This window comes from Stieleria sedimenti, assembly GCF_025060895.1.
GTDB classification, from domain to species: Bacteria; Planctomycetota; Planctomycetia; order Pirellulales; family Pirellulaceae; genus Stieleria; species Stieleria sedimenti.
In genome coordinates, this window is record NZ_JANZKV010000089.1 from 1 (window position 1) to 23,272 (window position 23,272).

Annotated in this window: 18 protein-coding genes; 13 read left to right on the forward strand and 5 right to left on the reverse strand. The window is 59.4% G+C overall.

The genetic code is table 11. From position 1 onward, the window contains the following. Window positions 1-169: 169 nt before the first annotated feature. The 7 genes from NZK35_RS12980 (at window position 170) to NZK35_RS13010 (ending at window position 10,810) form a co-directional block, all read left to right on the forward strand. Window positions 170-1,063, forward strand: a complete 894-nt coding sequence (locus NZK35_RS12980) for an EF-hand domain-containing protein (protein ID WP_259632963.1) — start codon at window positions 170-172, stop codon at window positions 1,061-1,063. A gap of 635 nt (window positions 1,064-1,698) precedes the next feature. Continuing rightward, window positions 1,699-2,943: a metallophosphoesterase family protein gene (locus NZK35_RS12985; protein ID WP_259632964.1), complete on the forward strand. Its 1,245-nt coding sequence runs from the start codon at window positions 1,699-1,701 to the stop codon at window positions 2,941-2,943. Next, the gene (locus NZK35_RS12990; RefSeq protein WP_259632965.1) at window positions 2,940-6,836 is read left to right on the forward strand and encodes an ATP-binding protein; all 3,897 of its coding nucleotides are present in this window, start codon (window positions 2,940-2,942) and stop codon (window positions 6,834-6,836) included. Before NZK35_RS12985 ends, NZK35_RS12990 begins: the two co-directional genes overlap by 4 nt. Window positions 6,837-7,041: 205 nt before the next feature. Beyond that, window positions 7,042-7,563, forward strand: coding sequence for a GspH/FimT family pseudopilin (locus NZK35_RS12995; RefSeq protein WP_259632966.1), 522 nt, complete (start codon window positions 7,042-7,044; stop codon window positions 7,561-7,563). 7 nt (window positions 7,564-7,570) lie between these two features. Continuing rightward, entirely contained in the window at window positions 7,571-8,761 is a 1,191-nt protein-coding gene (locus NZK35_RS13000; protein WP_259632967.1) for a prepilin-type N-terminal cleavage/methylation domain-containing protein, read from the forward strand. After that, window positions 8,754-9,401, forward strand: coding sequence for a type IV pilus modification PilV family protein (locus NZK35_RS13005; protein ID WP_259632968.1), 648 nt, complete (start codon window positions 8,754-8,756; stop codon window positions 9,399-9,401). The genes NZK35_RS13000 and NZK35_RS13005 overlap by 8 nt, the downstream gene beginning before the upstream one ends. Window positions 9,402-9,403: 2 nt before the next feature. Beyond that, a complete protein-coding gene (locus tag NZK35_RS13010; protein ID WP_259632969.1) occupies window positions 9,404-10,810 on the forward strand; it encodes a hypothetical protein in 1,407 nt (468 codons plus the stop codon). 265 nt (window positions 10,811-11,075) lie between these two features. Here the strand turns inward: NZK35_RS13010 and NZK35_RS13015 are convergent, their stop codons facing one another. Together NZK35_RS13015 and NZK35_RS13020 are read right to left on the reverse strand one after the other, a co-directional pair. Continuing rightward, window positions 11,076-11,642 (reverse strand): DinB family protein, encoded by a 567-nt coding sequence (locus NZK35_RS13015; RefSeq protein WP_259632970.1) that lies wholly within the window; start codon window positions 11,640-11,642, stop codon window positions 11,076-11,078. Window positions 11,643-11,855: 213 nt separating this feature from the next. Beyond that, window positions 11,856-12,356, reverse strand: coding sequence for a hypothetical protein (locus NZK35_RS13020; RefSeq protein WP_259632971.1), 501 nt, complete (start codon window positions 12,354-12,356; stop codon window positions 11,856-11,858). Between the two features lie 189 nt (window positions 12,357-12,545). Between NZK35_RS13020 and NZK35_RS13025 the strand changes: the two genes are divergently transcribed. The 5 genes from NZK35_RS13025 (at window position 12,546) to NZK35_RS13045 (ending at window position 19,337) form a co-directional block, all read left to right on the forward strand. Beyond that, complete coding sequence (locus tag NZK35_RS13025; protein ID WP_259632972.1) at window positions 12,546-14,597, forward strand: efflux RND transporter periplasmic adaptor subunit; 2,052 nt, start codon at window positions 12,546-12,548, stop codon at window positions 14,595-14,597. After that, the gene (locus NZK35_RS13030) at window positions 14,573-15,595 is read left to right on the forward strand and encodes an efflux RND transporter periplasmic adaptor subunit (protein ID WP_259632973.1); all 1,023 of its coding nucleotides are present in this window, start codon (window positions 14,573-14,575) and stop codon (window positions 15,593-15,595) included. The genes NZK35_RS13025 and NZK35_RS13030 overlap by 25 nt, the downstream gene beginning before the upstream one ends. A gap of 92 nt (window positions 15,596-15,687) precedes the next feature. After that, complete coding sequence (locus NZK35_RS13035; protein WP_259632974.1) at window positions 15,688-17,931, forward strand: HlyD family efflux transporter periplasmic adaptor subunit; 2,244 nt, start codon at window positions 15,688-15,690, stop codon at window positions 17,929-17,931. A 286-nt stretch (window positions 17,932-18,217) separates the two neighbouring features. After that, window positions 18,218-18,610 (forward strand): DUF3467 domain-containing protein, encoded by a 393-nt coding sequence (locus NZK35_RS13040; RefSeq protein ID WP_259632975.1) that lies wholly within the window; start codon window positions 18,218-18,220, stop codon window positions 18,608-18,610. 142 nt (window positions 18,611-18,752) lie between these two features. Further along, window positions 18,753-19,337, forward strand: a complete 585-nt coding sequence (locus NZK35_RS13045; protein ID WP_259632976.1) for an LURP-one-related family protein — start codon at window positions 18,753-18,755, stop codon at window positions 19,335-19,337. Window positions 19,338-19,359: 22 nt separating this feature from the next. Here NZK35_RS13045 and NZK35_RS13050 read toward each other — a convergent pair whose 3' ends face one another. The 3 genes from NZK35_RS13050 to NZK35_RS13060 all read right to left on the reverse strand — a co-directional run bounded on the left by NZK35_RS13050 (window position 19,360) and on the right by NZK35_RS13060 (window position 22,263). Continuing rightward, window positions 19,360-21,045 carry a hypothetical protein gene (locus NZK35_RS13050; RefSeq protein WP_259632977.1) on the reverse strand — a complete coding sequence of 562 codons (1,686 nt, stop codon included), beginning with the start codon at window positions 21,043-21,045 and terminating at the stop codon, window positions 19,360-19,362. Window positions 21,046-21,131: 86 nt separating this feature from the next. Next, window positions 21,132-21,845 carry an SDR family NAD(P)-dependent oxidoreductase gene (locus tag NZK35_RS13055; RefSeq protein ID WP_259632978.1) on the reverse strand — a complete coding sequence of 238 codons (714 nt, stop codon included), beginning with the start codon at window positions 21,843-21,845 and terminating at the stop codon, window positions 21,132-21,134. Between the two features lie 193 nt (window positions 21,846-22,038). Next, window positions 22,039-22,263 carry a hypothetical protein gene (locus NZK35_RS13060; protein ID WP_259632979.1) on the reverse strand — a complete coding sequence of 75 codons (225 nt, stop codon included), beginning with the start codon at window positions 22,261-22,263 and terminating at the stop codon, window positions 22,039-22,041. 581 nt (window positions 22,264-22,844) lie between these two features. Between NZK35_RS13060 and NZK35_RS13065 the strand changes: the two genes are divergently transcribed. Beyond that, window positions 22,845-23,261 carry a secondary thiamine-phosphate synthase enzyme YjbQ gene (locus NZK35_RS13065; protein ID WP_259632980.1) on the forward strand — a complete coding sequence of 139 codons (417 nt, stop codon included), beginning with the start codon at window positions 22,845-22,847 and terminating at the stop codon, window positions 23,259-23,261. Window positions 23,262-23,272 lie beyond the last annotated feature (11 nt).

Genomic DNA, 23,272 nt, shown 5'->3' on the forward strand with positions numbered 1-23,272 from the left:
GTGGGGCAAGCTTCCAGCTTGCCGTCTCGTTTCACTCGTCAAACGCAAGCTGGAAGCTTACGCCACTCTCTTGGCGTTTTCCGTACGAGACTCCAGGCGGGAAGCGGGGTTACAATGAAGCAGCCCGATAGCTCTCCAACGCCAAGTGAGGATCTCGATGTTCCGATCCATGTCCATTCCCACACTGTCGATCGCTCTATTAGTCGGGGCCGGCCACTGCGTCGCCCAGGTGCCGGAGCCTGCGTCATCGCCAGAGGAAGCGACCGCCGCAACGTCTGTCGTGGATGCGGTGGAAAAGGACTATCGGGAGCTGATCTGTGCCCGAGCCGCCGATGCATCAGACCCCAATCAGGATCAGGCGATCGACCTGGCGCTGCGGCAACGCTATGTCGATGCCCGGTTTGACGCGATCATCCGTCAGTCGATGCAAAACGCATCGCGCCCCGAGCGTTGGAACGTCGAAGAACTCTCGCGCGCCATCAAGCTGCTTCCCTTGTGCACGCTGCCATCACAGGAACAGGCCGAGCTTGTTTTTGAATGTTACCTTGAGTGTGAAGATTCTAAAACCGATTCCAGGTTGCAAAACCAGTTGAAGCAGGTGCTGCGACGGCATCCCGATTCAACCAGTCGGCTGGTCAACGAGCGACTGCGACAAACGGATGATCCAAAAAGCGTGCTGCCGCTGGTGGACATTGTCGGATCATCCACCGAAGCCACGTTGCCACGGTTGATGGAACTCGCCAAGAGTGATGATCCCGAAGTCGCAGTCTGGGCGATGAATTGGATTCCAAGTTTGATGGAACAGGTGCGCAAGTTGAATCAACAATCTCGCCAACTGGCCGAGCAAAAAAAGCTGGGCGTGGATGGCCTGGACTCCAAAATGGTGGCGTATGCCAAACGAATCATCGGCCGCTACGACACCGATGGGGATCAAGAATTGACGCCGGCGGAATATGAGAAAATGCTGCAATCGCCCGCAGTCGCCGATGCCGACGAAAACGGGCGGATCAGCATTGCCGAATACGCGGCGTGGCTGCAGGCCCGTTCCAGACGGCAGGAATAATGGGTTCGCCCATTAAGAGTTTGGCATCAAGTTAAGCGATCCGTTCATCAACGAAGTTGTAGTCACCCTCCCTCTGGGAGGGTCGCGGAGGAGTGTGCGCTCGGAGCGGGGAGGGTTGTTGCGACGCCAAAGTTGCTCGCAACGATGGAGCATCAATGTCGGAAGCCCTCCCCTCGCTGCGCTCGACCCTCCCGCACACGGGAGGGTGACTTCTTAACTTGATGCCTATGCCCCTCGCTGCGCTCGACCCTCCTGCCAGGAGGGTTTCTTTATTGGTCCGGGCACCAACCCATTTTTTGACCGACCCATCTTTTGACCCTTTCTCTCCACGCCCTCTCGCACGCCATGCCCGCACATTTTGCTAGCAAACACCCGTGCTGAATGTTTCACGGAATTGCCCCCGCAGTGCGGGAAACTGGATTGGTGATTTTTTCGTCGTTTCGTTAAACTCGCAGCACCGCGCGGCCGACGGGCCTGGTTTGTTTCACAAATCGGGCTGTGGAACGGGGCGAACACGTTGTTCGTCTTCGCCGCGGTCACGGGATTGATGAGGGAGCATCAACGAAGGCTACGAGAGTCTTCCGCTCCATGGATCAATGAAGCGAACACGCTGCAAGCGTTAACGGAGGGAACCGATGCCGGGCGAATCTTTTCGATTCATCCACGCCAGTGATTTTCACTTGGAAAGTCCACTCGGTGATTTGGATGAGCTGCCCCCGCCGCTGCGCGATCAGATGGCCACCGCGCCTCACGAAGCCGTCAAGGCCGTGTTTGACGCTGCGCTTTCCAACAACATTGATTTCGTCGTTTTATCCGGCGACCTGCTCAATCCCCAGGCCGCCGGGCCGTACGGAATGAACCTGCTGTTGGAGCAGTTCGAAAAACTGGCCGCTGCCAACACGCCGGTGTATTGGGCGGCCGGCAACGTCGATGATCCTCAAAAGTGGCCCGAAGCGGTGGTGATTCCGCCCAATGTGACGCTGTTTCCCAAGGACCGTGCGACCGACATCAATGTCGTTCGCGGCGGGCGGACGATCTGCCGTTTGATCGGCCGCGGCAGTGACGGCCGCGCCTCGCTGCACGTGCCGGGGTTTGAATGCGAAGCCGCTGAGGAATTCGCGATCGGAGTCGGCCACGGCGATGCATCGCTGGAGATGCTCGAGGAGGCTCGTTTCGATTTTTGGTGCCTCGGCGGTAAACACAATCGCCTGGAACTGGAATCCGATGGCGAAATCCGAGCGGTTTACAGCGGGTCTCCGCAGGGTCGATCGTTGAGCGAACCCGGTTCGCACGGGTTCTCCATCATCGACGTCGACGCCGAACGAAATGTTCGGGTCAGCGAAATGCCGGCCGACAAGTTCCGCTACTGCAACGTCCGCATGAGGGCCGACGAAATTGCCGCGGTCGGCAGCATCGAAAACTTGCTCGGCGAGCGGATCGTGCGTTTGCAACACGAAGCCGGCGGCCGACACCTGATCATCGGCTGGGAGATCAACGCCGACAGCGGCGAGTCGTTGATCGAGATCGGCGACGGAGAGGCCTTGCTGGAGTGGGTGCGTCACGAATATGGACACGGGGCACCGGCCGCCTGGTCGACGTCTCTGCGAATCCGTCCGCCCCAACAGTACCCCAAGTCGTGGCACGAAGAAGACACGATTCTGGGTGACTACCTGCGGATCGCCGCCGAGCATCGCAAGCCCGAAAGCACGGCAACCAATTTGTTACCGATGACCGAAGAACATCCGGGACTGCCGGCAAGCACGACGACGCTGCTGGCCGAAATCCCACAGACGCGTCGAATCGAAACGTTGGATCAAGCGACGCTGTTGGGCGTCGAACTGCTCCGTGGCGGTAAGCCAAACTGGGTGAACAAATCATGAAAGTCAAAGACCTGAATATCGATGGCTTCGGCGTTTGGACCGGGCTGAGCATCGATTCATTGCCGGACGGCATGACGTTGTTTTATGGGCCGAACGAGGCCGGCAAGACAACGGTGATGCAATTCCTACGGTCAATGCTGTACGGATTCACGTCCGAACGTCGCGACAAGTATCTGCCGCCGATCTATGGCGGAACGCCCGGCGGAGCGATTCGTGTCACCGGCCCGGGCGGCGGCTATCAAATCCGACGCCATGCCAAAATGACTGACGAAAACGTGGTCGGCCAGCTGGCGGTCACCGGGCAAGACGGCCTGGCGCAAGGCCAGCACCGGTTGAGCATGCTGCTCGGTCAGATCGACGAACCGATCTTCACCAATGTGTTCGCGATCGGCATGCGCGAATTACAAGAGCTCAATACGCTCGATGACACCGCCGCGGCGGACGAGTTGTACAAGCTTTCCAGCGGACTGGATCGAGTCTCGTTGGTCGACGTGATTCGATCGTTGCGCGACGGCCGCAAATCCCTGGTCGGTCATGCTTCCCAAAACGCCAAAGCCGATGCCGATAAACTGGAAGCCTTGCTTCGACGTCGAGAAGGCCTACGGGACGAAGTCCAGCGATTGACCGGCCAGAGTCGGCGTTGGAGCGAACTGGCCAGCTTGCGGCAATCCCAGCAAAAAGAAATCAACGATCTGGCGGCGCGGATCACGACCTGGGAACGCGAAGCGAGACACGTCGAAGCGGCGATCAGCGTTTTCGATCAATGGACCGATCGGACGCGCATCGCCGGTGAAATCGCGGCGATCGAAGCCGAGACGCATCTGCCGGACGAGGCACCGGGCCAACTGGTGCAAATCGAAGCGATGATCCAAGATCGTCGTGGCAAGTTGGAAGAAGTGAAGGCGAAACGCCGCTCGCTGCGCGAAAAAGCCGCGCAGCTGCCCGTCAGCGCGCGGATGTTGGACCTGCAAGGCCGCATCGAAGCGGCGACCGAACAGGCGACGTGGGTCGAAGCCCTAGAAGAGCAACTCGAAAAGGTCGACACGCAAATCCTGAAAGCCCGCAATCAGCTGATCGCGGACGCCGAACAGCTGGGGCTCAGCGAGGAAGACCGCGACGCGCTGCTCAACGGCGACGCGTCGCAGATGCCCGATCTGTCACGCCAAACGCTGGCCGCCCTGGCCGGACCAGCCAAACGCGTCAAAGAGCAACTGTTCCTGCTCAAACAGGCCCGGGGCGAGGGGGTCGAACACAAGAAACGCATGGAGCACTTCGACGAAGAACTCGGCGAAGTCCTGCAACGCACGCGGGCCACGGATTTGCAGCAGGCGATCCGTCAGGAAAACGAGCACCTGGCTTCGCTTCGCCGTGCGCTGCAACTGGGCGAACACATTGAAAAACTGAAACGGCACTATCGATCGCTTGAAAACGAATCGGTCGACCTGTCGACCGCCGAGGTCTTGCCGATCGATAGTCTGCTGTTGATGGGGCTGCCCTTTGTCGTCGGCGGTTGCTGTTTGATCGTGGCGTTTTCCCATTTCTTGGGGATCAACTGGTTTTTGGCGGGTGAGCCAACGCCGACCGCCGGCATGGTCTGGATGCTGTTCGGGTTGATGTCCATCACGCTGTATTTCTTCAGCAAACAAAACAACCATCGCTCCACGGCCATCGACCGCGAAGATTGCGACCGTCAGATCGACATGCTGAGAAAGCAGATCCGAGAGCTGGAAGCCGAACAGGACGATGTCGAATCGGAGCTGCCCGGCAGCACCCAACCGATCGAATTCCGCGTCCGCCAGGCCGAACTGCTGCTCAACGATCTGGAAGCCAGCATGCCGTCCTACCACTCCCACGCCGCGGCCAAACAGGCCTATGAAACGTCGCGTGCCAAAGCGGTCAAAGCGGCCGACCAGTTGAAAGCCGCCCGCCGCGAGTGGTCCGCCACGCTTCGAAAACTCGGGCTCGCCGAATCGATGTCACCCCGCAGTGTCCGCAAGCTGAGCGAAGGATACGAAACACTGCAAGGCAGTCTGCGGCGGCTGGAAGAATTGCAGGACGAAAAAGACCAACGACAGCGAGAACGCCAAGGCATCGCCAAACGGATCGAATCGCTGTATCTGGAATCGCTCGAGATCAGCGATCAGGATCAGCAGCGCGCCACGGGTGAACTGCCCGGCGGTGACAAGGGTTCCCAGGACGCCTCGGCCACCCGTACAGCCGACTCCGCGCCGCCCCCGGAACACTCGCTGCGGCGTGCCAGTCGCGTCGGGCCGCTGGAACAGTTGAACCACCTGCAAGAAGAGGTCCAGCGACAACGGCACTGGATCAAACGCCGTCGCGACCTCAAGGAACAGGACGCGCAGCTTAAACGGCAGCACGCTGCCTATTCCCGGGCGATCGAACGCGGCGAACAACAACGCCGCGCCCTGTGGGCCAAGTGCGGCGTCGCGACGCCCGAACAGTTCTATCAAATGGTCGACAGCAAGGCCAGTTTGGCCCAATTGAAGGACCAACACGCCGCAGTCGATAAACAAATCCGGTCCATGGTCACCGGCAACCTCTCCTATGACGCGGTGAAACAAGAAATCGAAGGCGTGACCCAAGCCGACCTGGAACGCAAATGGGAATCGTTGACCTCGCGAACCGCCGAAACACAACAGCGAATCGCGACCCTGCAAACCCAGATCGGTGAGTGCGCCGCCGACATGAAACACCTGGCCGACGACAATCGCTTGATGGTCGCCCAACTGGAACTCGGCTGCATCCATCGCAAAATCCAGACGCTGGCGCAGCGCTGGCAAACACTCGCCACCGCAAGTTGTCTGGTCGAAGAGGTGTGCGGCAAATTTGAACGCGAACGCCAACCCGAAACGTTACGAGAAGCGTCTTCGTTTTTGGGCCAATTGACCGACGGAAAATACACGCGGATTTGGACTCCGCTAGGCACGAACCAACTCAACATCGACGGCGCCGACGGCACCCCCATCTCGTTGGAAGTGCTCAGCCGGGGAACACGCGAGGCCGTCTTCATCGCGCTGCGATTATCGCTGGCGGCGGCCTACGCGCGACGCGGTGTGATGTTGCCACTGATCCTCGACGACGTGCTGGTCAACTTCGACGGCGATCGCGCCTTGCACGCCGCCGAGACGCTCAAAACGTTCGCCGAACTCGGGCACCAGGTGATGATGTTCACCTGCCACGACCACATCGTGGACATTTTCCATTCGATCGATGTCGAAGTCCGCCAACTGCCGCCCCAAGGCGTCCCCGGCCGGGCCACGATCCTGATCCCGGAAGCGGACGAACAATACGACGACGAAGACTTTGACGACGAAGACGTTCCGCAGCAGGAGTATGACGAGGCCGACGAGGAGTCGGCCGAAGAGGTCTATGCGGAGGCCGAAGAGCAGGAACAGGAACAGCCGGTCGCGGCTGAACCTGAGCCTGAACCCCAACCCGAGCCCAAACCCGTACCGGTTGCCAAACCCGAACCCGTCGTGGCGGTGGAACCGCCCACCGAACCTCAACCAGCAGCCAAACCCCAACCGGCGGCCAAAGTCGTCGAGAAACCCCGACCGCCCGTCGAACGCAAGCCCCAACCCGTGCTCAAGAAGGTTTACATCGAGGACGAGCCGGACGACTACGAAGAGGACGACAGCGAGATCGACGAACACCCGATCGCTCCATCACCCTCGATCGGTTGGGCTTGGTTTCAGCGGGAACCGGCCGACGGACGCATCAGCACCGAGGAGCGCGCCGCCGAAACGCTGCGCGCCGCCCACCGCGCCGTCAACGCCGAGCTGTTTGAAGGCGAAGCCGCTCAGGAGGACATTCCCGAGGAAGTCTGGAACCGCAACGACGCCTGGTGGGACGGCAGCCGCGTGACCACTTAGGTCGGAGCATCACACCGATCGTTTGCAACGATCAATCGGATCGTCGCAATCATCCGGGGGAGGCCTCGGGTAAACAAAGCGGAGTTGTGGGACAAGAAGCCGGTCGGTGGCACCAGTCGCTGACCTAGGTTTTTCTATCCGACGGGGCCGGTCCGGTCGCCGATCGGTCGATCCCACTTTCGTCTCCGCCTGCCCGCCGGTTTTGATGCATCCCTCTCGACGTGGAATGACGTTCGTTGAACTGACTGTGGTCGTCACGATCATGGGGCTGCTGGCCGTCCTCGGGGCGCCGCGTTTCGCCAGGGCACTGCACGCACGCAACGCGCGTCACGCGGCGATTCAGTTGGCCAGTTATGTCGACTATGTTCGCAACACCGCGATCAATGAAGGCCGATCGACAACGCTTTCGGTCGATGCGACCGGCGACCGATTTTGGAGTCCCGATGTGGATTTTCCCGACCAGGTCGGAGTGCCGCTGTCGGTGCTGATCAAAGATCGGTTCGACGCCAGCTTGGAAATCAAGGCATCGTTCGATTCGGCGACCTCGGTGACGTTTGACCTGGAAGGCACACCCAACGTCGGTGGAACTCCACTCAGCAACGGTGTCATCACCATCGGCACGCGTGCGGTCGTTTACGAGATACGCATCGGTGGGGGGCCGGGAAGTGCAGCGATCACGGAGGTCGACGATCCGGACGAGGATGCGTTTTCGAACCCCGATGAGTAGCGTACCGGTGAGTTACCAATCAAGTCAGTCGCAAGCGATGCCGCGGATCAAACCGACGTCCGGCATGACGGAGCGTCGCATTCTGCGAGCGATTGCTCGGACCGTCGCGCGGCTGTGGAGCGTCTCCGGACCGAGCCGACCGGATCACGAACGGGGTGGATACACGCTGATCGAAATGATCGCTGCGATGGCGGCGGCAAGTCTATTGATGCTCGGCCTGGCGGCGTCGGTCGTGATTTCGACTTCGCTGGTCGAGCCAAACGACGAAGACGGCCATCGGATCCGCGACCGCGTCATCGTGGACCGCCTGCAACACGACCTGCGCTACGCGACGAACATCGACAGCACCAGCGGCTATGGTATTTCTATCGAACGATCGGACTTGGCGAATCAGCCCCAATCGCTGCAATACGACGCGTACATCGACGGGTTGATGCGCAACGTCAGCGGGGGCACGAGCATCCAGCTCGATCCGCTGGCTCCCACGGTCAGTCACTACGTCGACGGGCACACCGCACCAACGTCCAACCCGGACGTGTGGCGCCCGCGGATTCGCGACGTTTCGACAGCCGTGACCAGCGGAAGCTCGACTTCGTCGTTGACGATCCAGATCCCCGACGCCGCGCGTCCTGGTGATCTATTGCTGCTGGTCGTGTCGTCTCGAAACGCGTTCTTCGTCAACCCCTCACCGGGTGATTGGCAGTACTTGGACTTCGCCTTCAACACGGGGATTCTGCTGGAGGTGCACGGGCAATGGATGAACACGTCCACACCGGACAACTACTTGCTGAATTTCTTTTGGGACGGTGACGTGGTGGCGGCGGTGCTCGTCATCGAACACGCCAACGGATCGTGGCCGTTCGGATGGTCCGGGTCCAGTTTCGGCACCTCCATCAACGGAAACACGTCGACCTATCCCCGCCCGCTCGAAAACACCGACACGATCGGTGAGCGGACGTTGAACTTGCAATTGATTGCTTCGACCGGCGCACCCTCACCCCAAACGTCCTTGGGCATCGCTTCGTTCAGCGAGTGTGTCAATGAAGTCGGTTCGCCGGGCACAAGCGGTGAGTGCACATTGGGCATCGCCTTTCGCACCGGACCGATGCCGCCCCTGATGACCTCGCCACGCGTGCTGCATCAGCAATCGGCCAACTGGACCACGATCGCGATCGAAGTGGAGGGAGAAAGTGAGTAGACGACAAGCGGTAAACCACGAACGTCGCGACGCCCGTCGAATCGGTTTGTCGATGCTGGAAGTCATCATCTCGCTGACCCTGGTCGCGACGATCATGCTGGTTTCACTCAACGCGTCGGCCAACATGATGCGAAACCGAATCGCCGCCGGGCAAGCCGTCCAAGGCCAGCTCTTGGCAGGCTATTTCCTCGATGAAATCTCGAGTCTGGATTTCCGCGAGGCATCTGACGATGCCGTGTTCGGCCCCGAACCCGGTGAGTCGGCTTCGGACCGATCCTCGTTTGATGACGTCGACGACTTCGCGGGGTTTCACCAAGACACACCGACGTTCCGAGATGGCGGCTCGATCCCTGAGTTTGATGGGTGGGAGGTCAACGTCAGCGTGATCCCGTTGAGCAGTTTCGGCAGCGGTTTCCAGATCGTCGCGGATGCGAACTCGCAGTTTCGCATGGTGGCCGTCAGCGTGACCGGTCCGGATGGATCACCGCAAACGTACCGGATGATCAAGTCGATCACCCCGTCGGACCGCCCGGCGACGGAATCCTTTGAACGGCTGCGACGCATCGAACTTCGATTCCCCGGCGATCGACGGCTGAACGTCGTCGTGCCGCTTCGCAACACACCAACGCCGATTTACTAGCCATGTGCACCCAGGCAAACCGAGGATTACTCGACGAAATCGAGTCACCCTCCCGCACACGGGAGGGTGATCGGTTAGACGCCAGTTTTGATCCCCGACTGTGCCGAACGATCACACGTCGCACGCGGCTGACACGACGCAAGGCCCGGGGTGGCTACTTGTATGTCGCGGTGTTGTTCACCGCGTTGATCGTGGCCGGTGCGGTGGCGACCGCGCTGTCGTTGGACACCGCCCGGATCAAGACACATAGTGCTGCGACCGATCGAGAGTCCGCGATTCGATTGGCAGAGTCGGAACTGCATCGTGTCTCGATCCGGCTCTCCACCGATCCCGATTGGCGAGAGGACCTGACCAACGGGGAGACGTCGGCTTGGGTCAACTACGGCGCCATGGCCGGAGCCGCCAACGCGGCGGCTCGATTCAGCGTCCGCGACGACGATGGTGATCTTTCCGATGACGTCTTTGATGATTTCCAGGTGATCGCGCACGCGAGGTTCGGCACCGCCCAGGCCGCAGTTTCGGTGGACTTGGAAACCGGGTTCGCGCCGCTGGATTGGCTCCGCTACGGAGTGAGCACGTTTGATGATCTTGAATGCCATGACGGCGCGACGCTCGTCAGTGAACGCCCCGTTCAGGTCTTCGACGAATGCCGGACCAATTCGATCGGCTACCTGACCACCGCAACCTTGGAATGCTCGGGCTCGATCGAGTTCCCCATACGCGGTGACATCGCCGTCAGCTCTATTGCCCCCCCGGCGTTCGACGTGGTCGCACGCTATCAGCAGACCGGAACCGAGATCCCGTTGGACGCCCTGTCGACCTACGACGGCGTCCGGGCGATCGCGTTGTCGGTCCTCTCAGCGAACACCAATCCCTACGGCGAGACCGATCCCAACGGAATCTATTGGATCGACGCGGAAGGACACGACATTCGAATCGTCAATGCGCGTCTCGTCGCCACGCTGGCGATCCGCAATGCCAACCGCGTCTTTTTAAACGGCGCGCTGGCTTGGGAAGCCCCCGGCGATTCGGGCGCCATCTTGGTCACCGACGCGGAGGTTCAATTCGATGCGATCGAGCCGACGTTGGATGAAACCACGCTCGGAGCAAACTTCAATCCGCCGGCGACGCCCTATCGTGGTTTCGACGCCAACATAACATTGAGCGATCGAATTCCCACCGAGTTTCGCGGCATCATCTACACCACCGACAATCTGCTGGTCAGACCTACCGCCGACGGCGCCCCCCTGACGATCACCGGATTGATCCTCTGTCGCGACCTGAGACTCTACCACAACCTGTTCGTTCGGTCTTACGACGAAGTGCTGACCCACGTGCCGCTCGGATTCGCCGATCCCCAACCGCTGCGATTCAAATCCGGAACCTTCCGCCGCGTCGACACCCTGTGAGGCAACGCTGTGAAGCAATTTTCCCACGTGTTTCTTGAGGTTTTAGCGGCAGGGCGCGAGCCCTCCGGTTCTTCATCTCTGCCACAACACCGGAGGGCTCGCGCTCTACCGCTAAAAAATGCTTCACAGCGTTGCCTGTGAGGGTGCCACGGAAAAGGGGGCAGGTACCAAAACTGCGAAGCACCCGTTGGGCCATTTGGTTTTTGGTACCTGACCCCTTTTCCACTCGACAAACGCAACCCTAAATTCAAATTTGGACAGACCACTAGCGAACCGGATCCAGCCCGAGGGCTCGTCGCACCAGGCCGATCTGGCCGGCGTGGATGTGTTCGTGAAGCGGGCAAAACAGAATCGCGCCCAACTTGATCGGATAGGCGGCGTAGGGCATGTCGATCGGCTCGAGCAACACATCCGGCGAAACCGACTCCAAAACGTGCAGCCCTGATTCATAGACCCGGCCGAGACGCTCCAACAGTGCCTCGGCACTCGGTTGGCCCTCCGGATCCGACTTGGGTGTCGACCCGCGTCCGTACGCTTTGCGGAATCGCCCCGGAATCAAATCGAGGTCTTCGCTCTGCCGGCCACGGATCCGAAACATCAACAAACCATATTGGCTGACCGTCAGATGCCCGACTTGCCACGCGATGTTGGTCGGCAAGCCAGCGGGAATCGTCAGCCACTGGTCGTGCGGCGTCGCTTCGAGCAACTCGAGCGTGTAGTGACGTGCAAAGCGAATCTGCTCGATCGCTCCGGTCAGCATTTCGCGGGCGGATTCGGGCGACGGCAGTGAAACGCTCGACGCCGACGTGGATTGGTTTTCGGATTGGCTCATGCGGCGATCATAACAATTTACATGACCGCTTGGTCGACCCCTTTCTCTCCGGGGTCGCTGGGAAGGATTCTTAGCGGCAGGGCGCGAGCCCTCCGGTGAATTGGAAATGATGAGGAACCGGAGGGCTCGCGCCCTGCCGCTAAAATTGGTGAAACACGGGGAGCAAATACTTCACCGCGTTACATTTCAGGACAGCGGAACACGCCCAGCGCTTCAACCCGCCTTTTTCTCCCCACGGGGTTTGCGGGCCGGTTTGGCAACCAAGCGGATTTCAGGCATCAACACCCGGCCGCCGTGAAACGTGCGACGCCCGTCGATCGTGTGGTCGAACACGAACACACCGGCCGCCGCCCCCGCACGCGGCGAGACCCGCAGGATCGCCGGATGCCCGCAATGCGTGCAACGGACCCGCAAGCCGTGTGCGTCAAGCATCTCTTGGATCGACCGGGCCAGTTCGCGATTCGCTTCAATGCTCCCCAACGTCCGTCCGCTCATCTGCGCCAGTTGGGCCTGGATGGCGAGGCGGATCTCTCGTTGCAGACGATTCATTTCCCGCTTCAGGTCGGCCAGCATCGCCGATGCGACGGCCGCTTCGGCACCACCCTTTAGAGGTGATTCGTCGCCACCCTTGTAGGCGTTTTCCGCCCCCTGCTCCTCGTGGGGCGGCGACGGAATCGGGGGATCGGCTTTCGGTGGTCTTTGCGGTGCGTTCATTTCAGTGGACAATCATATACAAACTGTATATGATGTCGAGTCGAATCGCCAAAACCGGTACACGACGCCCCCGCCGGCGAGCATTCGCGTGGCATCGTTCAGGTCAACATGGAAACGGCTCCTAAGATTTACTACTGTCGCCTGATCCCCAGTCCTTTGTCCTTTTTCATCGCAGACCCCTCCTGATCCATGTCGGTTAATCAGCAAACCGTTGAAGAAACCAAGGCGCAGATTCGCGGCTTGGTGAACGAGATCGCGGCGCTCGCCAAGAGCGGCGCGACCGCCGAGGAGTTTTACCCGGAACTTCTCGGCCGGATCATCACGGCCCTGGCCGCCGCCGGCGGTGCGATCTGGCTGCTCGACGACGACAAACAGCTCAAGCTGCAGTATCAGATCAACGCCGAACCGTCGATTTTGGCCGGCGACACCGATGATGCGGTGCGTCACTCGCGGCTGATCAGCCGCGCCGCCAACGCCGGCCAATCGGTACTCGTTCCGCCCTACAGCGGCACGACCGATGGCGACGCCGAGGGTAACCCGACACGTTACTTGTTGGTGCTCGGTGCGCTCGCGCACGACGGTCACAAAGACGGATTGATCGAAGTCTTTCAGCGGCCGGACACGGCGCCGGAAACCCAGCGAGGTTACTTGCGTTTTCTCGAGCAGATGTGCTCTCTGGCGGCGGAATGGCTGCGCAGCCAAAAGCTGCAAACGCTCGGCGATCGCCAAACGCTCTGGCAACAAGCCGATGCCTTCGCGCGGGCGGCCCACGAATCGTTGGACTTGAAAGAAACAGCCTACGTGGTCGCCAACGAAGGGCGGCGGTTGATCGGCTGCGACCGCGTCAGTGTGGCGATTAAGAAAGGCGGCAAATGCAAAGTCGAGGCGATCAGCGGTCAGGACACGATCGAAAATCGGTCCAACATCGTTGCCGCCCTGAACAAGCTGGCCACGCGCGTCTGCGCCGCCGGCGAGCCGCTCTATCACGACGGGGCGACCGAAGACCTGCCGCCCCAGATCGAAGAAGCACTGGAAGATTACGTCGACCAGTCCTACGGCCGAAACATCGCGGTGCTGCCGCTGCGTGAACCGCAGCGCAAGCTCGGCGCGGAGGAAGACAGCGGTGCCGCCGGCGAAATCGATCGCGACGACGCACACCGCGGCGAAGTCATCGGCGCGTTGATCGTCGAGCAGATCGAAACCGACATTCCTGAACAGATTTTCCGGCAACGATGCGACTTGGTGTATGAACACGGGACGCGGGCGATCGCGAATTCCCAGTCGCACAGCAACTTGTTTCTGATGCCGATTTGGCGAGCGCTCGGACGGGCGACGTGGATCTTGCGTGCCCGAACGCTGCCCAAAACCATCGGCATCGCCGCGTTGGTCCTGGCCGTGATTCTCGGTCTGACCTTCATCCAGAAGGATTTTAATCTTTCCGCCGAAGGCAACTTGGAACCCACCGTTCGTCGACAGGTGTTCGCGGCGATCGACGGCGAAGTCATCGACGTCTTGGTTCAACGCAACAGCAAGGTCACCAAGGGGCAAGAGTTGGTTCGGCTCCGCAACCCCGAAATCGCCATCCAGTTGGAAGAACTCGAAGGCCAGCTGCGCAGCACGTTGGCAGAACTGAGGAAGGTCAAGGGCCAGCAATTCGGTCAACTCGAACCCGCCGACCGAACGGCACTGCAGGGCCAGGAGTTCGAGCTGGAAACCAAACTCACCTCGTTGCAACAGAAGCTAAAACTGCAACGCGAGCGGGAATCGCAATTGACCATCCGCGCCCCGATCGACGGCGTCGTGACCACCTGGGATGTGGAGGAAACACTTCGCAGTCGACCGATCATGACCGGCCAGGTGTTGCTGGAAATCGCCGATCTGACACAGCCTTATTCGCTGAAGCTGGAGTTGCCGGAAAAACGCGAGGGGCACCTGGACGCCTACGTGATGGAAACCAAAGAAACCGAGTCGCTCAGAGTGACCTACATTTTGGCGACCGATCCGACCATGGATCCGCTCGACGCCACCTTGCCGATGGACAGCATCTCGCCCCGCGCCGAGGCGCATGAGGAGCACGGCGCGGTCATCGAGATGGAAGCGTTACCAGATCAAGAACCCTTGAGAGCACTGAAACCCAGCCCGGGAGCCTCGGTGATCGCCAAAATTCATTGCGGTCGAGCCTCCAGCGGGTTCGTCTTTTTCCACGAGATCTGGGAATGGCTTTGCAAGTTCTTCTTCTGATCCCACGACTCATCATCTGTTCGACGACTCAATCACAGATCACCGATTTCATGTTCAAACGAAACGCATTTTTTCTCGGCACCCTGCTCGGCGGCGTGATGGCCATTGCCTTGCAAGTCACACCGACGTGGGCACAGTCCGCAATCGACAGCGACGCAGGCATCTTGGTGGAAAACTGCATGGTGCGGTTCATCAACAAGACCAAGGTCCCGTCGGAGACGCAGGGCAAGCTGACACAGTTGCCGGTCGAGGAGGGGATGTCGATCAAGAAAGGCGATGTCATCGCGATCGTCGACGACAAGCAAGCCCGGCTGGCGCTTGAGCTGAAGCAGGCCGAAGAACTGGTCGCCAAACTGAACGCGCAAAACGACGTCAACAAACGTGACGCCGTTCAAAGCGAAGTGATCGCTCGCCAGGAAGCAGCGGCCTATCGCGACTTGTACGCCAAGGGTGCCGCACCCCAATTCGAAATGTTGAAAAAGCAAGCCGAAGCGGACCGTGCGATTCTACGCATCGAATTGGCGGATCTGAACGAAAACACCGCAATGGCCGAATACGTCGCCAAACAGGTCGGGACGCAACTGGCCCAGTCGGACATCGAGATGCGAACCATCCGCGCCGAATTCGATGCCTTTGTCGAAAACCGATTCGCGCAACTGGGCGAATGGGTCCAGCCGGGAAGCCCGATCGTGGAACTGGTGCAAATGGACTTTGTACGCGTCGAAGGATTTATCGACGCGTTTCGTTACGCCGGCCAAATTCAAAAAGGTGCGGACGTCAAAGTCGAAATCACCGTCGGCGGAACGAGCACCAATCCCATCACGAAGACCTTCGTGGGGAAAATCGATTACGTCAGCATGGAATTGGACCTGAACAAGCGACACCGCATCTGGGTCAAGGTTCCCAACGAACGCGACGGCGACGATTGGCTGATCAAACCCGGCATGCGGGCGACGATGCAGATCGCACCGCCCACGGCAGCAGCCGGGTTGTTTTAGGTTTCAAGTTTCAAGTTTCAAGTTTCAAGTTTGAGATTTGAGAATTCAATTCCTGATTCGTCTTTCCCCTGTTGGGTTCCTTGTCGAAATAGATGGCCACACTTGCCGAATCTCTCGTCAGCAGTTCGTCGCGCCCGCTCACGGTGCGCAAACGTCCTGATTTGACGTCCAGTCGACATCGCTATCAGGGGACGGGCTATTGGGTCCTGAAGGAACCCGTCGGGCTGCAGTACTTTCGTTTTCATGACGAAGAGTTCTTCATCCTGAACATGCTCGACGGACACGTCAGTCTGCAGCAGATCAAGGACGGATTCGAACAGCGATTTGCCCCGCAAAAAATCACCTTCGGTGACCTGCAACAATTCATCGGCATGTTGCACCGCAGCGGCTTGGTGATCAGCAACTCGCCGGGCCAGGGCAAAGCGCTTCGCCATCGCGGGCGGAAGAAAAAGAACAAAGAGATGATGGGCAAGATGGCCAACGTCTTTGCCCTGCGGTTTCGCGGCTTCGACCCCGAACGCATCTTGAATGCGATCCTGCCGTGGTTCGGTTGGATGTTCACCGTTCCGGCACTGCTGTTCTTCATCGGATTGTTCGTGGCCGCGTCGTTGATGCTGGCGACGCAATACGAAACGGTCTACGCGCGGCTGCCGACGTTCCAGCAATTCTTTGCGGCCGATCGTTGGTTGATCCTGGCCGCGACGATGGCGATCGTCAAAGTGTTGCACGAATTCGGGCACGGGCTGAGCTGTAAAAAGTTCGGCGGGGAGTGTCACGAGATCGGCTTCATGTTGCTGGTCTTCACGCCCTGCCTGTACTGCAACGTTTCCGATTCATGGATGCTGCCGAACAAATGGAAGCGTGTTTGGATCGGCGCCGGCGGGATCTATGTCGAAATGATCTTGGCCTCGATCGCCGCCTTCGTGTGGTTTTTGACCGAGTCGGGGACGACACTCAACGACCTGTGCTTGAACATGATGTTCTTGAATGTCGTCAGCACCATCTTGGTCAACGGGAACCCGCTGCTGCGGTTCGACGGGTACTACATCCTGATGGACATGCTGGAGATCCCCAACCTCCGTCAAAAAAGCACCGAAGTCCTGAAACGTTGGTTTCAAAAGACTTGCTTGGGATTGGAACTGCAAGACGACCCGTTCTTGCCGACACGGGGACGCGTTTATTTTGCACTCTTTACCATCGCCAGTGTGATCTATCGCTGGGTCGTGGTGTTCTCCATCTGTTGGTTCGTGATCAAGGTGCTCGAACCCTACGGCTTGGAAGTGATCGGCCGGATGGTCGCGGTGATCGGTTTTTCGGGACTGATTGCTCAGCCCGTGATTCAAACATGGAAGTTCTGTCGAACTCCTGGGAGACTTTCGAAAGTGAAACGTTTTAATGTGATGATCACACTGTCGGTCGTCTCGGTGATCATCGCCGCGGTGTGTTTCATCAAGCTTCCGCACCACGTGGATTGCGCCTTTGAAATTCGACCGACCGAAGCCGGACGGGTCTACGCGGGCAGCGTCGGGCAAATCGTCGACACCGTGGATCCCGGTCAATTCGTCGAGGCCGGCGAGACGATTGCGGTACTGAAGAACCCAGACCTTGAAATGCGAATGAAGGACCTCGAAATCGAAGAGGCCGTGGCCACGGTTCAACTGCAAAAGCTGGCCGACCGCGTCTTCTCCGATCGATCCCTCGCCGCACAACTCGAGACACAGCAAGAAATCCTGGACTCGATCACCGAACTGAAGAAAAAAACCCAAGTCGAAATGGACAGGCTGACGATCACCGCGCCGATTTCCGGCGTGGTCATCCCGCCCCCGCGCCGTCCCGAACGAGACAGCAACGACGGCCAGCTGCCGTCCTGGTCGGGGTCTCCCTTGGAATTACAGAACCGTGGCGCGATGCTGACTTCGGACGACTTGCTTTGCGAAATCGGCAACGCAGATGACTTCGAAGCGATCTTGGCGATCGACCAAGGCGACGTCCAATTGGTGCGCGAAGGCCAAGCAGTCGAGATGAAGCTCGATTCGCGGCGGCTGGAAACCTTCTCCGGAACGATCAGCGAAAAGTCGCGTGAACCGTTGCGGATGACGTCGACGTCGATGTCCAGCCAAACCGGCAGCGACCTGCAGACCGAGATCGATCCCGCCACCGGACAGGTCAAACCGCGTAGCGTGACCTACCAAGCCCGCGTGCCCTTGGAAATCCTCGATTCCGATCTGCCGCTACGACCCGGATATCGCGGCAGCGCCAAGATCCACGTCGACAAGAAATCACTCGGGCAACGACTTTGGAGAGTGATCGCCAAAACCTTCAACTTTGAGTTTTAAAGCGATGATGCAATCTGTCTTGCCCGTTTGCTCTCATTTCCCTATTTACACTCTCGAATTTCCTAGTCGACGCACTTTGCCTCTAGTTAACTCATTGCATCAAGCATGAACTGAATTTCCCCTGTGGATCGGTTTTCGTTGTCGCTAACGGCCGTTAGGATGAATTCCTCGCGGTGTCGCGATCGGTGAAAACCGAACCCAAAATCGATCTTTCCCCTTTTTGAGCGATCCGTTGTCTGCTTTGGATCACGATCGCGACCCTAACCTTTGTGGAGAACTCTCATCGATGGCTGATGAATCCAAGAAACCTGAAGCTGCAGCACCACCGGCCGAACAAGCGCAGACGCAACAACCCGTGCAAGTTCAGGTGAACGACAGCAACACGTTAGCGACCTACGCAAACTTCTGCCGCGTCACCGGGTCGCCGGAAGAGCTGATCGTCGATTTCGGTCTCAACCCGCAGCCGATCGGCGTGCCGAAAGAGCCGATCGAAGTCAAGCAACGCATCATCGTCAACTTCTTTACCGCCAAGCGACTGCTGGCCGCATTGCAAATGTCGATCGCCCGTCACGAAGCCGTCTTTGGCGTGCTGGAAACGGACATCAACAAGCGTGTTCGCCCCGGATTGGCGCAGCAACAGAACGCTCCGCAAGCCGCACCCGCTCCCGCAGCCGAGTAGTCGGTTTTCGGCGGATCGCCGCCCAGACCGCAAAAATTCTTGAAACCGCGTGCCGTCCGATCTCGGCACGCGGTTTTTTTGCGCCTCATCGGTTACAACGGGCGTCTCCCGAACCTTTTCAGCCTAGTCCGAGCCCCGATCGATGCAGTACCCGCTCAACCTCAGCTTCAAGCTCTTGACCTTTGGCCAACGGATCGTCGCTACCGACGCCGACGGCAACGTGCTGATGTTCATCAAGCAAAAGATGTTCAAGCTGAAGGAAAAGGTCGAGATCTACAACGACGAGAAGCTGTCTCAGTTGATCTTTCGTATCGAAGCCGATCGGATGCTGGACTTCTCGGCCAATTACAGCTTCACCGACGCCGAAGGCAATCCCTGGGGATCGGTCCGTCGCAAGGGGATGCGATCGTTGTGGGCGGCGCACTACCAAGTGATGCAAGAAGGCCAAGTCGATATGGAGATCCGCGAAGAGAGCCCGATGAAGAAGGTGCTCGAAAGCATTCTCGGCGAGATTCCGCTGCTCGGCCTGGCCGCCGTCTATTTGCTCAATCCAAGCTACATCGTTTCCCGGCCCGATGGGACACCGCTCTTGAAACTGACCAAAAAGCCGGCGGTGTTTGAGGGCAAGTTTGTGCTCGAGAAGCTCAACGACATGCCCGAAGACGACGAGCTGCGGTCGCTGATGGCGCTGTTGATGCTGGTGCTGTTGGAACGCCGTCGCGGCTAACCGCGGGCCTGGGGGTGGACGATCAATCGTCGACCACACCGATCAACAAGTTTCCGAACAGGGCCGCATCGTCGTTGGTTAATTGACGCGATGCGTTACAGATCACGACCATGCGGTGTGGCTGGGCCGGCGCAGTCACGATCGCGGTGATCGTCCGCGGTGTGAACGGGTCACCGTCGGGCGGGTACGCGACGACGTCATTGTCCCTGCTGGTCCGCCACTGTCCGTCAGGCGTTTTCCAGCGTACCGTCATCCGCGTCAATCCGCGGCCTTGCTGGACCACTTGCACCTGAATCATGTAGCGGCGATTCGGCTCGGTAGGGAACGTCGCGATGCCGCTGGCGTCCTCCGCCGCGGTGATCGTCACTTGGCCGTCGCCGAGTACCACGTCTCCGCGTGCATCTCCGTTGTGCGTTTCCCAAACCGGTTCAACATCGAGCACGCTGGCGCCAATTTCGACATCGCCGGCCGCTGCAGTCGGTTCCGAGTCTGGTTGAGCCGATGGCCGCGTTTGCGGCGGAACCTTTGGCGCGGGTTTCTGCGTTGCGCCCGCGACGACCGACGTGATCAATCGGGAAATGCCCGGGATCTGCGTCTCCCAATGCGGATAGGTATCCTTGCCTTTCCAGAGTGCCTCGTCACCGGCTTCGGGCCACCAGCGGCCCTGTTCGCCATACAGCCAGACCAATCCGTCGCCGGATGCGATCGCAGCGTTCAGGTTCCGTTTCAGCAGTGCCAGCCGATCGGACCGAGCGGGCTCGAGGGTGTATCGGCCGGCAAGATCGGGATGGATGGCATCCAGATAGACCGGGAATGCAACGCGGACTTGATTGCTGTACTTTTCTCGATTCTCGCCGGAAACCAGTTGAACGCCGCGCTGGCGGACGGCTTGGGCACAGCTTTGAAATTGGCCGGCCGAAGTGAACCAATACCCGTTTTCGCAGCCATCGATCAGGGTGATCGAGGGTGGAAGCACATCCAACCAGCCGTCGACCAGTGCCGGCAACAGCCCATACGCGTGACCCGCCAAACACCACTGGGCATCGCTGCGGCCGACCGGGGAAGGCCCGCGATGGTGGTGGTCTTCGATCAAGTAGCTGAGCAGGAAGAACGTGCAAATTTCGGCATCGGGAAACTCCGCCGCAATCGCCTCCATCATCTCGCGGCCGCGGCGTCGGGTAGCGGTTTGGTAGTCGGCAAAGTCGTGCTCCGTGGCAGCCGCCTGTCGTGAATACTGAAATTGTCGGTGCGGATGCGTGTAGGGCTCAAAGTCCAACAAAAGCCCACGCAACCCTGCTTGACGGGCCAAGCGTGCGGCGATGCGATAGTGGTCGACGATCGTTTGCCAGCCGTCATCGTCGAACCAATCCACAGCCCCGGGATTCGCCTTGAGCAACAGAAAGTTGTCCGGCATCGATTCTTTGGAAACGGCCGCGGCAGCTTCGATCGATCGCCGGACATCCAATTGACTCCAGTCGTCGGTCCCGTGCGCGGTGGCCAACGGGTCCGGATTTCCTGAATCGGCATGCAGCGTCAACACGCAACCGGTCAGCGGCAATTCGCCAGGCATCTTGTCCAGATCGCGGGCGAACTGCGCGACGGTCGGCGCGTTCCATCCGCAAGTGATGATCCGCGGTGAGGGGGGCTGGGCATTCGCGGCGGAAACCCAGATGAGCCAGACGACGAGGAACGATTTTCGATGGACCATCCGATGATTGTAACCCGTTTGTCTCGACCCGCGTTCGCGTTCTGCCTGTAACACACACAACGAGTAACGGCGTGCCGGCCGAGGGCCTATTTCCTCACCGTGCTCATGCCCCCGTCGACCCCCAGCGTCTGGCCGGTGATCCACGGCCCGTCGGTCAATAAATAGTGGCTCATCGACGCGATATCGTCGATCGTTCCGGTGCGTCCGAGCGGATACCGGGCGGCCATCGCCTGCTCCTTTTCTTCGTCGCCAAAGAACTGGCTGGCCAACGGGGTGTCGACCAGCGCCGGCGCGACGCAGTTGACACGGATCTTGGGTGACAACTCGGCGGCCAGTGTCCGGGCTAGTCCCTCGACACCGGCTTTGGCGACGGCGACTGAGGCGTGTAGGGGGATTCCCAACTTGACTGCGACGGTGCTGTACAGCACGACGCTGGCCGCGTCAGCGGCCCGCAGCCCCTTCATCGCAGCCTGGATGCACTTGATCGCCCCGACGACGTTCAATTCAAAATCCTCCCGAAACGCTTCCGGCGCGATGCCACGGAACGATCTCAATCGAATCGATCCGGGGCAGTAGGCCAGCCCGCGGATCACGCCGGGAAGCAGCTCGCCGGAAATCTCGTCTCGGGTCACGTCGATTGCAACGTGCTTGACACCGGGCAAGGCACCGGCGTGCTCCCAGGTCCGGCTCAGGACGGTGACCGCGCAATCCTCTTGGACAAGCCGTTTGACAATCCCCAGCCCGATTCCGCTGCTGCCGCCGACGACGACAAACTCACCTTGACTCAACTCGTTACTCAATTTTGATCCACCGCGGTTGTGAACGCTTTAGTTCGTTACCCGACAGGGCCGGGCGATTGGGAAAGCGTAGAGCGCCGGCAATAGAGGTCTGGACCACGAAAAAACCCCGCGAGCGAGGCTCGCGGGGTGTCTGGGTCTTTCTCAGCGTTGATGCTGCCGTGCGACGACGGCAACCGGGGTTGATCGGTGCGATCTATTCGCGGGGGCGGATGGCACCGGTCAGGCCGCTGTAATCAATACGGTCGGTGTTGTGCCACAGCGGTTGTCCTCGTTCCACTCGGCTACGCAGCACTTCAATCTTCTCGGGGCTTCCGGCAGGAGCGTCGGTCGGCGAGAATCGGTCGTCTTCGTGGGGCACGAAGTCTTCGTCGTGTCCGTAACGAAGGATCGCCTCGAAGACGTTCTTGCATCTTGTCATGTCTTTCATTTCGTTCCGCTCAAAAATATCGGTTGGGGGGTTCGACAACTATGTCTGAACGACTTTGGTGCATCGGTCCAGGCAGACGCACGTGATTCGTCAACAGTCACTCTTTGTTAACAGTAACTTTTTGCCCACGGGCGCAACTTCGCGCAACCCGGGCTGGGACGAGGGGATTATTCACGTCGCTTGACGGGAGTCAAGAAAATTGTCGGGTGGTCCCACGCCGCCGCAGGACTCCGAAGGGGTGTGGAATGCTTTGATTTGCGGGCACCCGCAAGTGGCGAAAATCACCGCCGGAGCGGCCTGACGACGACGTCGCAAACCGGGTTCATGCCCCCTTCACGCGTCAAGGGGGCAGATCTTAACATAGGTGGCCCACCGCGGTGAATCCATTCACCGGCAGATCGTCAATGGGGCAGCCTACAAAATAACAGCTTTGGCGCGTGTCACCTTGCCGACTGTGGAAAATCGGTGCACAATCGCTAGGTTTTCGATCGCGCAGGGGTGGGAAAAAAGTTTCAATTTTTTCTTTGTCGCGGTTCCTTCGGTTCGACTATTTCGTAGTGGTGGTGCTAGGTATGTGGGTTCAGCGAACATTGACGCTTGCGGCCAAACCACGAGGATTCCATCTGGTGACCTCGGACGTCTTGAACGGTGTGCCCGAGATCGCGACCGTACAGACGGGACTGTTGCACGTGTTCATCCAACACACCAGCGCCTCACTGACGATCAACGAGAACGCCGACCCCGACGTCCGCGCGGATTTCGAAACGGCGATGAACCACGCGGTCCCCGAATCCCTGCCCTACGTTCATACGATCGAGGGTCGCGACGACATGCCCGCCCACGTCAAAGCAAGCATGATGGGGGCCAGCGTCCAGATTCCGATCGGCGGCGGGCGGTTACTGCTGGGCGCCTGGCAGGGGATCTATCTCTGCGAGCATCGCAACCACGGCGGATCGCGAAAACTGGTGTTGACGCTGACGGGCCTCTGATCGAATGGGAT

What these genes read in the sequence shown, in the direction of transcription:
- NZK35_RS12980 (WP_259632963.1), top strand. Translation starts at nt 170, where the DNA reads ATGTCCATTCCCACACTGTCGATCGCTCTATTAGTCGGGGCCGGCCAC.
- NZK35_RS12985 (WP_259632964.1), top strand. Translation starts at nt 1,699, where the DNA reads ATGCCGGGCGAATCTTTTCGATTCATCCACGCCAGTGATTTTCACTTG.
- NZK35_RS12990 (WP_259632965.1), top strand. Translation starts at nt 2,940, where the DNA reads ATGAAAGTCAAAGACCTGAATATCGATGGCTTCGGCGTTTGGACCGGG.
- NZK35_RS12995 (WP_259632966.1), top strand. Translation starts at nt 7,042, where the DNA reads ATGCATCCCTCTCGACGTGGAATGACGTTCGTTGAACTGACTGTGGTC.
- NZK35_RS13010 (WP_259632969.1), top strand. Translation starts at nt 9,404, where the DNA reads ATGTGCACCCAGGCAAACCGAGGATTACTCGACGAAATCGAGTCACCC.
- NZK35_RS13015 (WP_259632970.1), bottom strand. Translation starts at nt 11,642, where the DNA reads ATGAGCCAATCCGAAAACCAATCCACGTCGGCGTCGAGCGTTTCACTG.
- NZK35_RS13020 (WP_259632971.1), bottom strand. Translation starts at nt 12,356, where the DNA reads ATGAACGCACCGCAAAGACCACCGAAAGCCGATCCCCCGATTCCGTCG.
- NZK35_RS13025 (WP_259632972.1), top strand. Translation starts at nt 12,546, where the DNA reads ATGTCGGTTAATCAGCAAACCGTTGAAGAAACCAAGGCGCAGATTCGC.
- NZK35_RS13030 (WP_259632973.1), top strand. Translation starts at nt 14,573, where the DNA reads ATGGCTTTGCAAGTTCTTCTTCTGATCCCACGACTCATCATCTGTTCG.
- NZK35_RS13035 (WP_259632974.1), top strand. Translation starts at nt 15,688, where the DNA reads ATGGCCACACTTGCCGAATCTCTCGTCAGCAGTTCGTCGCGCCCGCTC.
- NZK35_RS13040 (WP_259632975.1), top strand. Translation starts at nt 18,218, where the DNA reads ATGGCTGATGAATCCAAGAAACCTGAAGCTGCAGCACCACCGGCCGAA.
- NZK35_RS13045 (WP_259632976.1), top strand. Translation starts at nt 18,753, where the DNA reads ATGCAGTACCCGCTCAACCTCAGCTTCAAGCTCTTGACCTTTGGCCAA.
- NZK35_RS13050 (WP_259632977.1), bottom strand. Translation starts at nt 21,045, where the DNA reads ATGGTCCATCGAAAATCGTTCCTCGTCGTCTGGCTCATCTGGGTTTCC.
- NZK35_RS13060 (WP_259632979.1), bottom strand. Translation starts at nt 22,263, where the DNA reads ATGACAAGATGCAAGAACGTCTTCGAGGCGATCCTTCGTTACGGACAC.
- NZK35_RS13065 (WP_259632980.1), top strand. Translation starts at nt 22,845, where the DNA reads ATGTGGGTTCAGCGAACATTGACGCTTGCGGCCAAACCACGAGGATTC.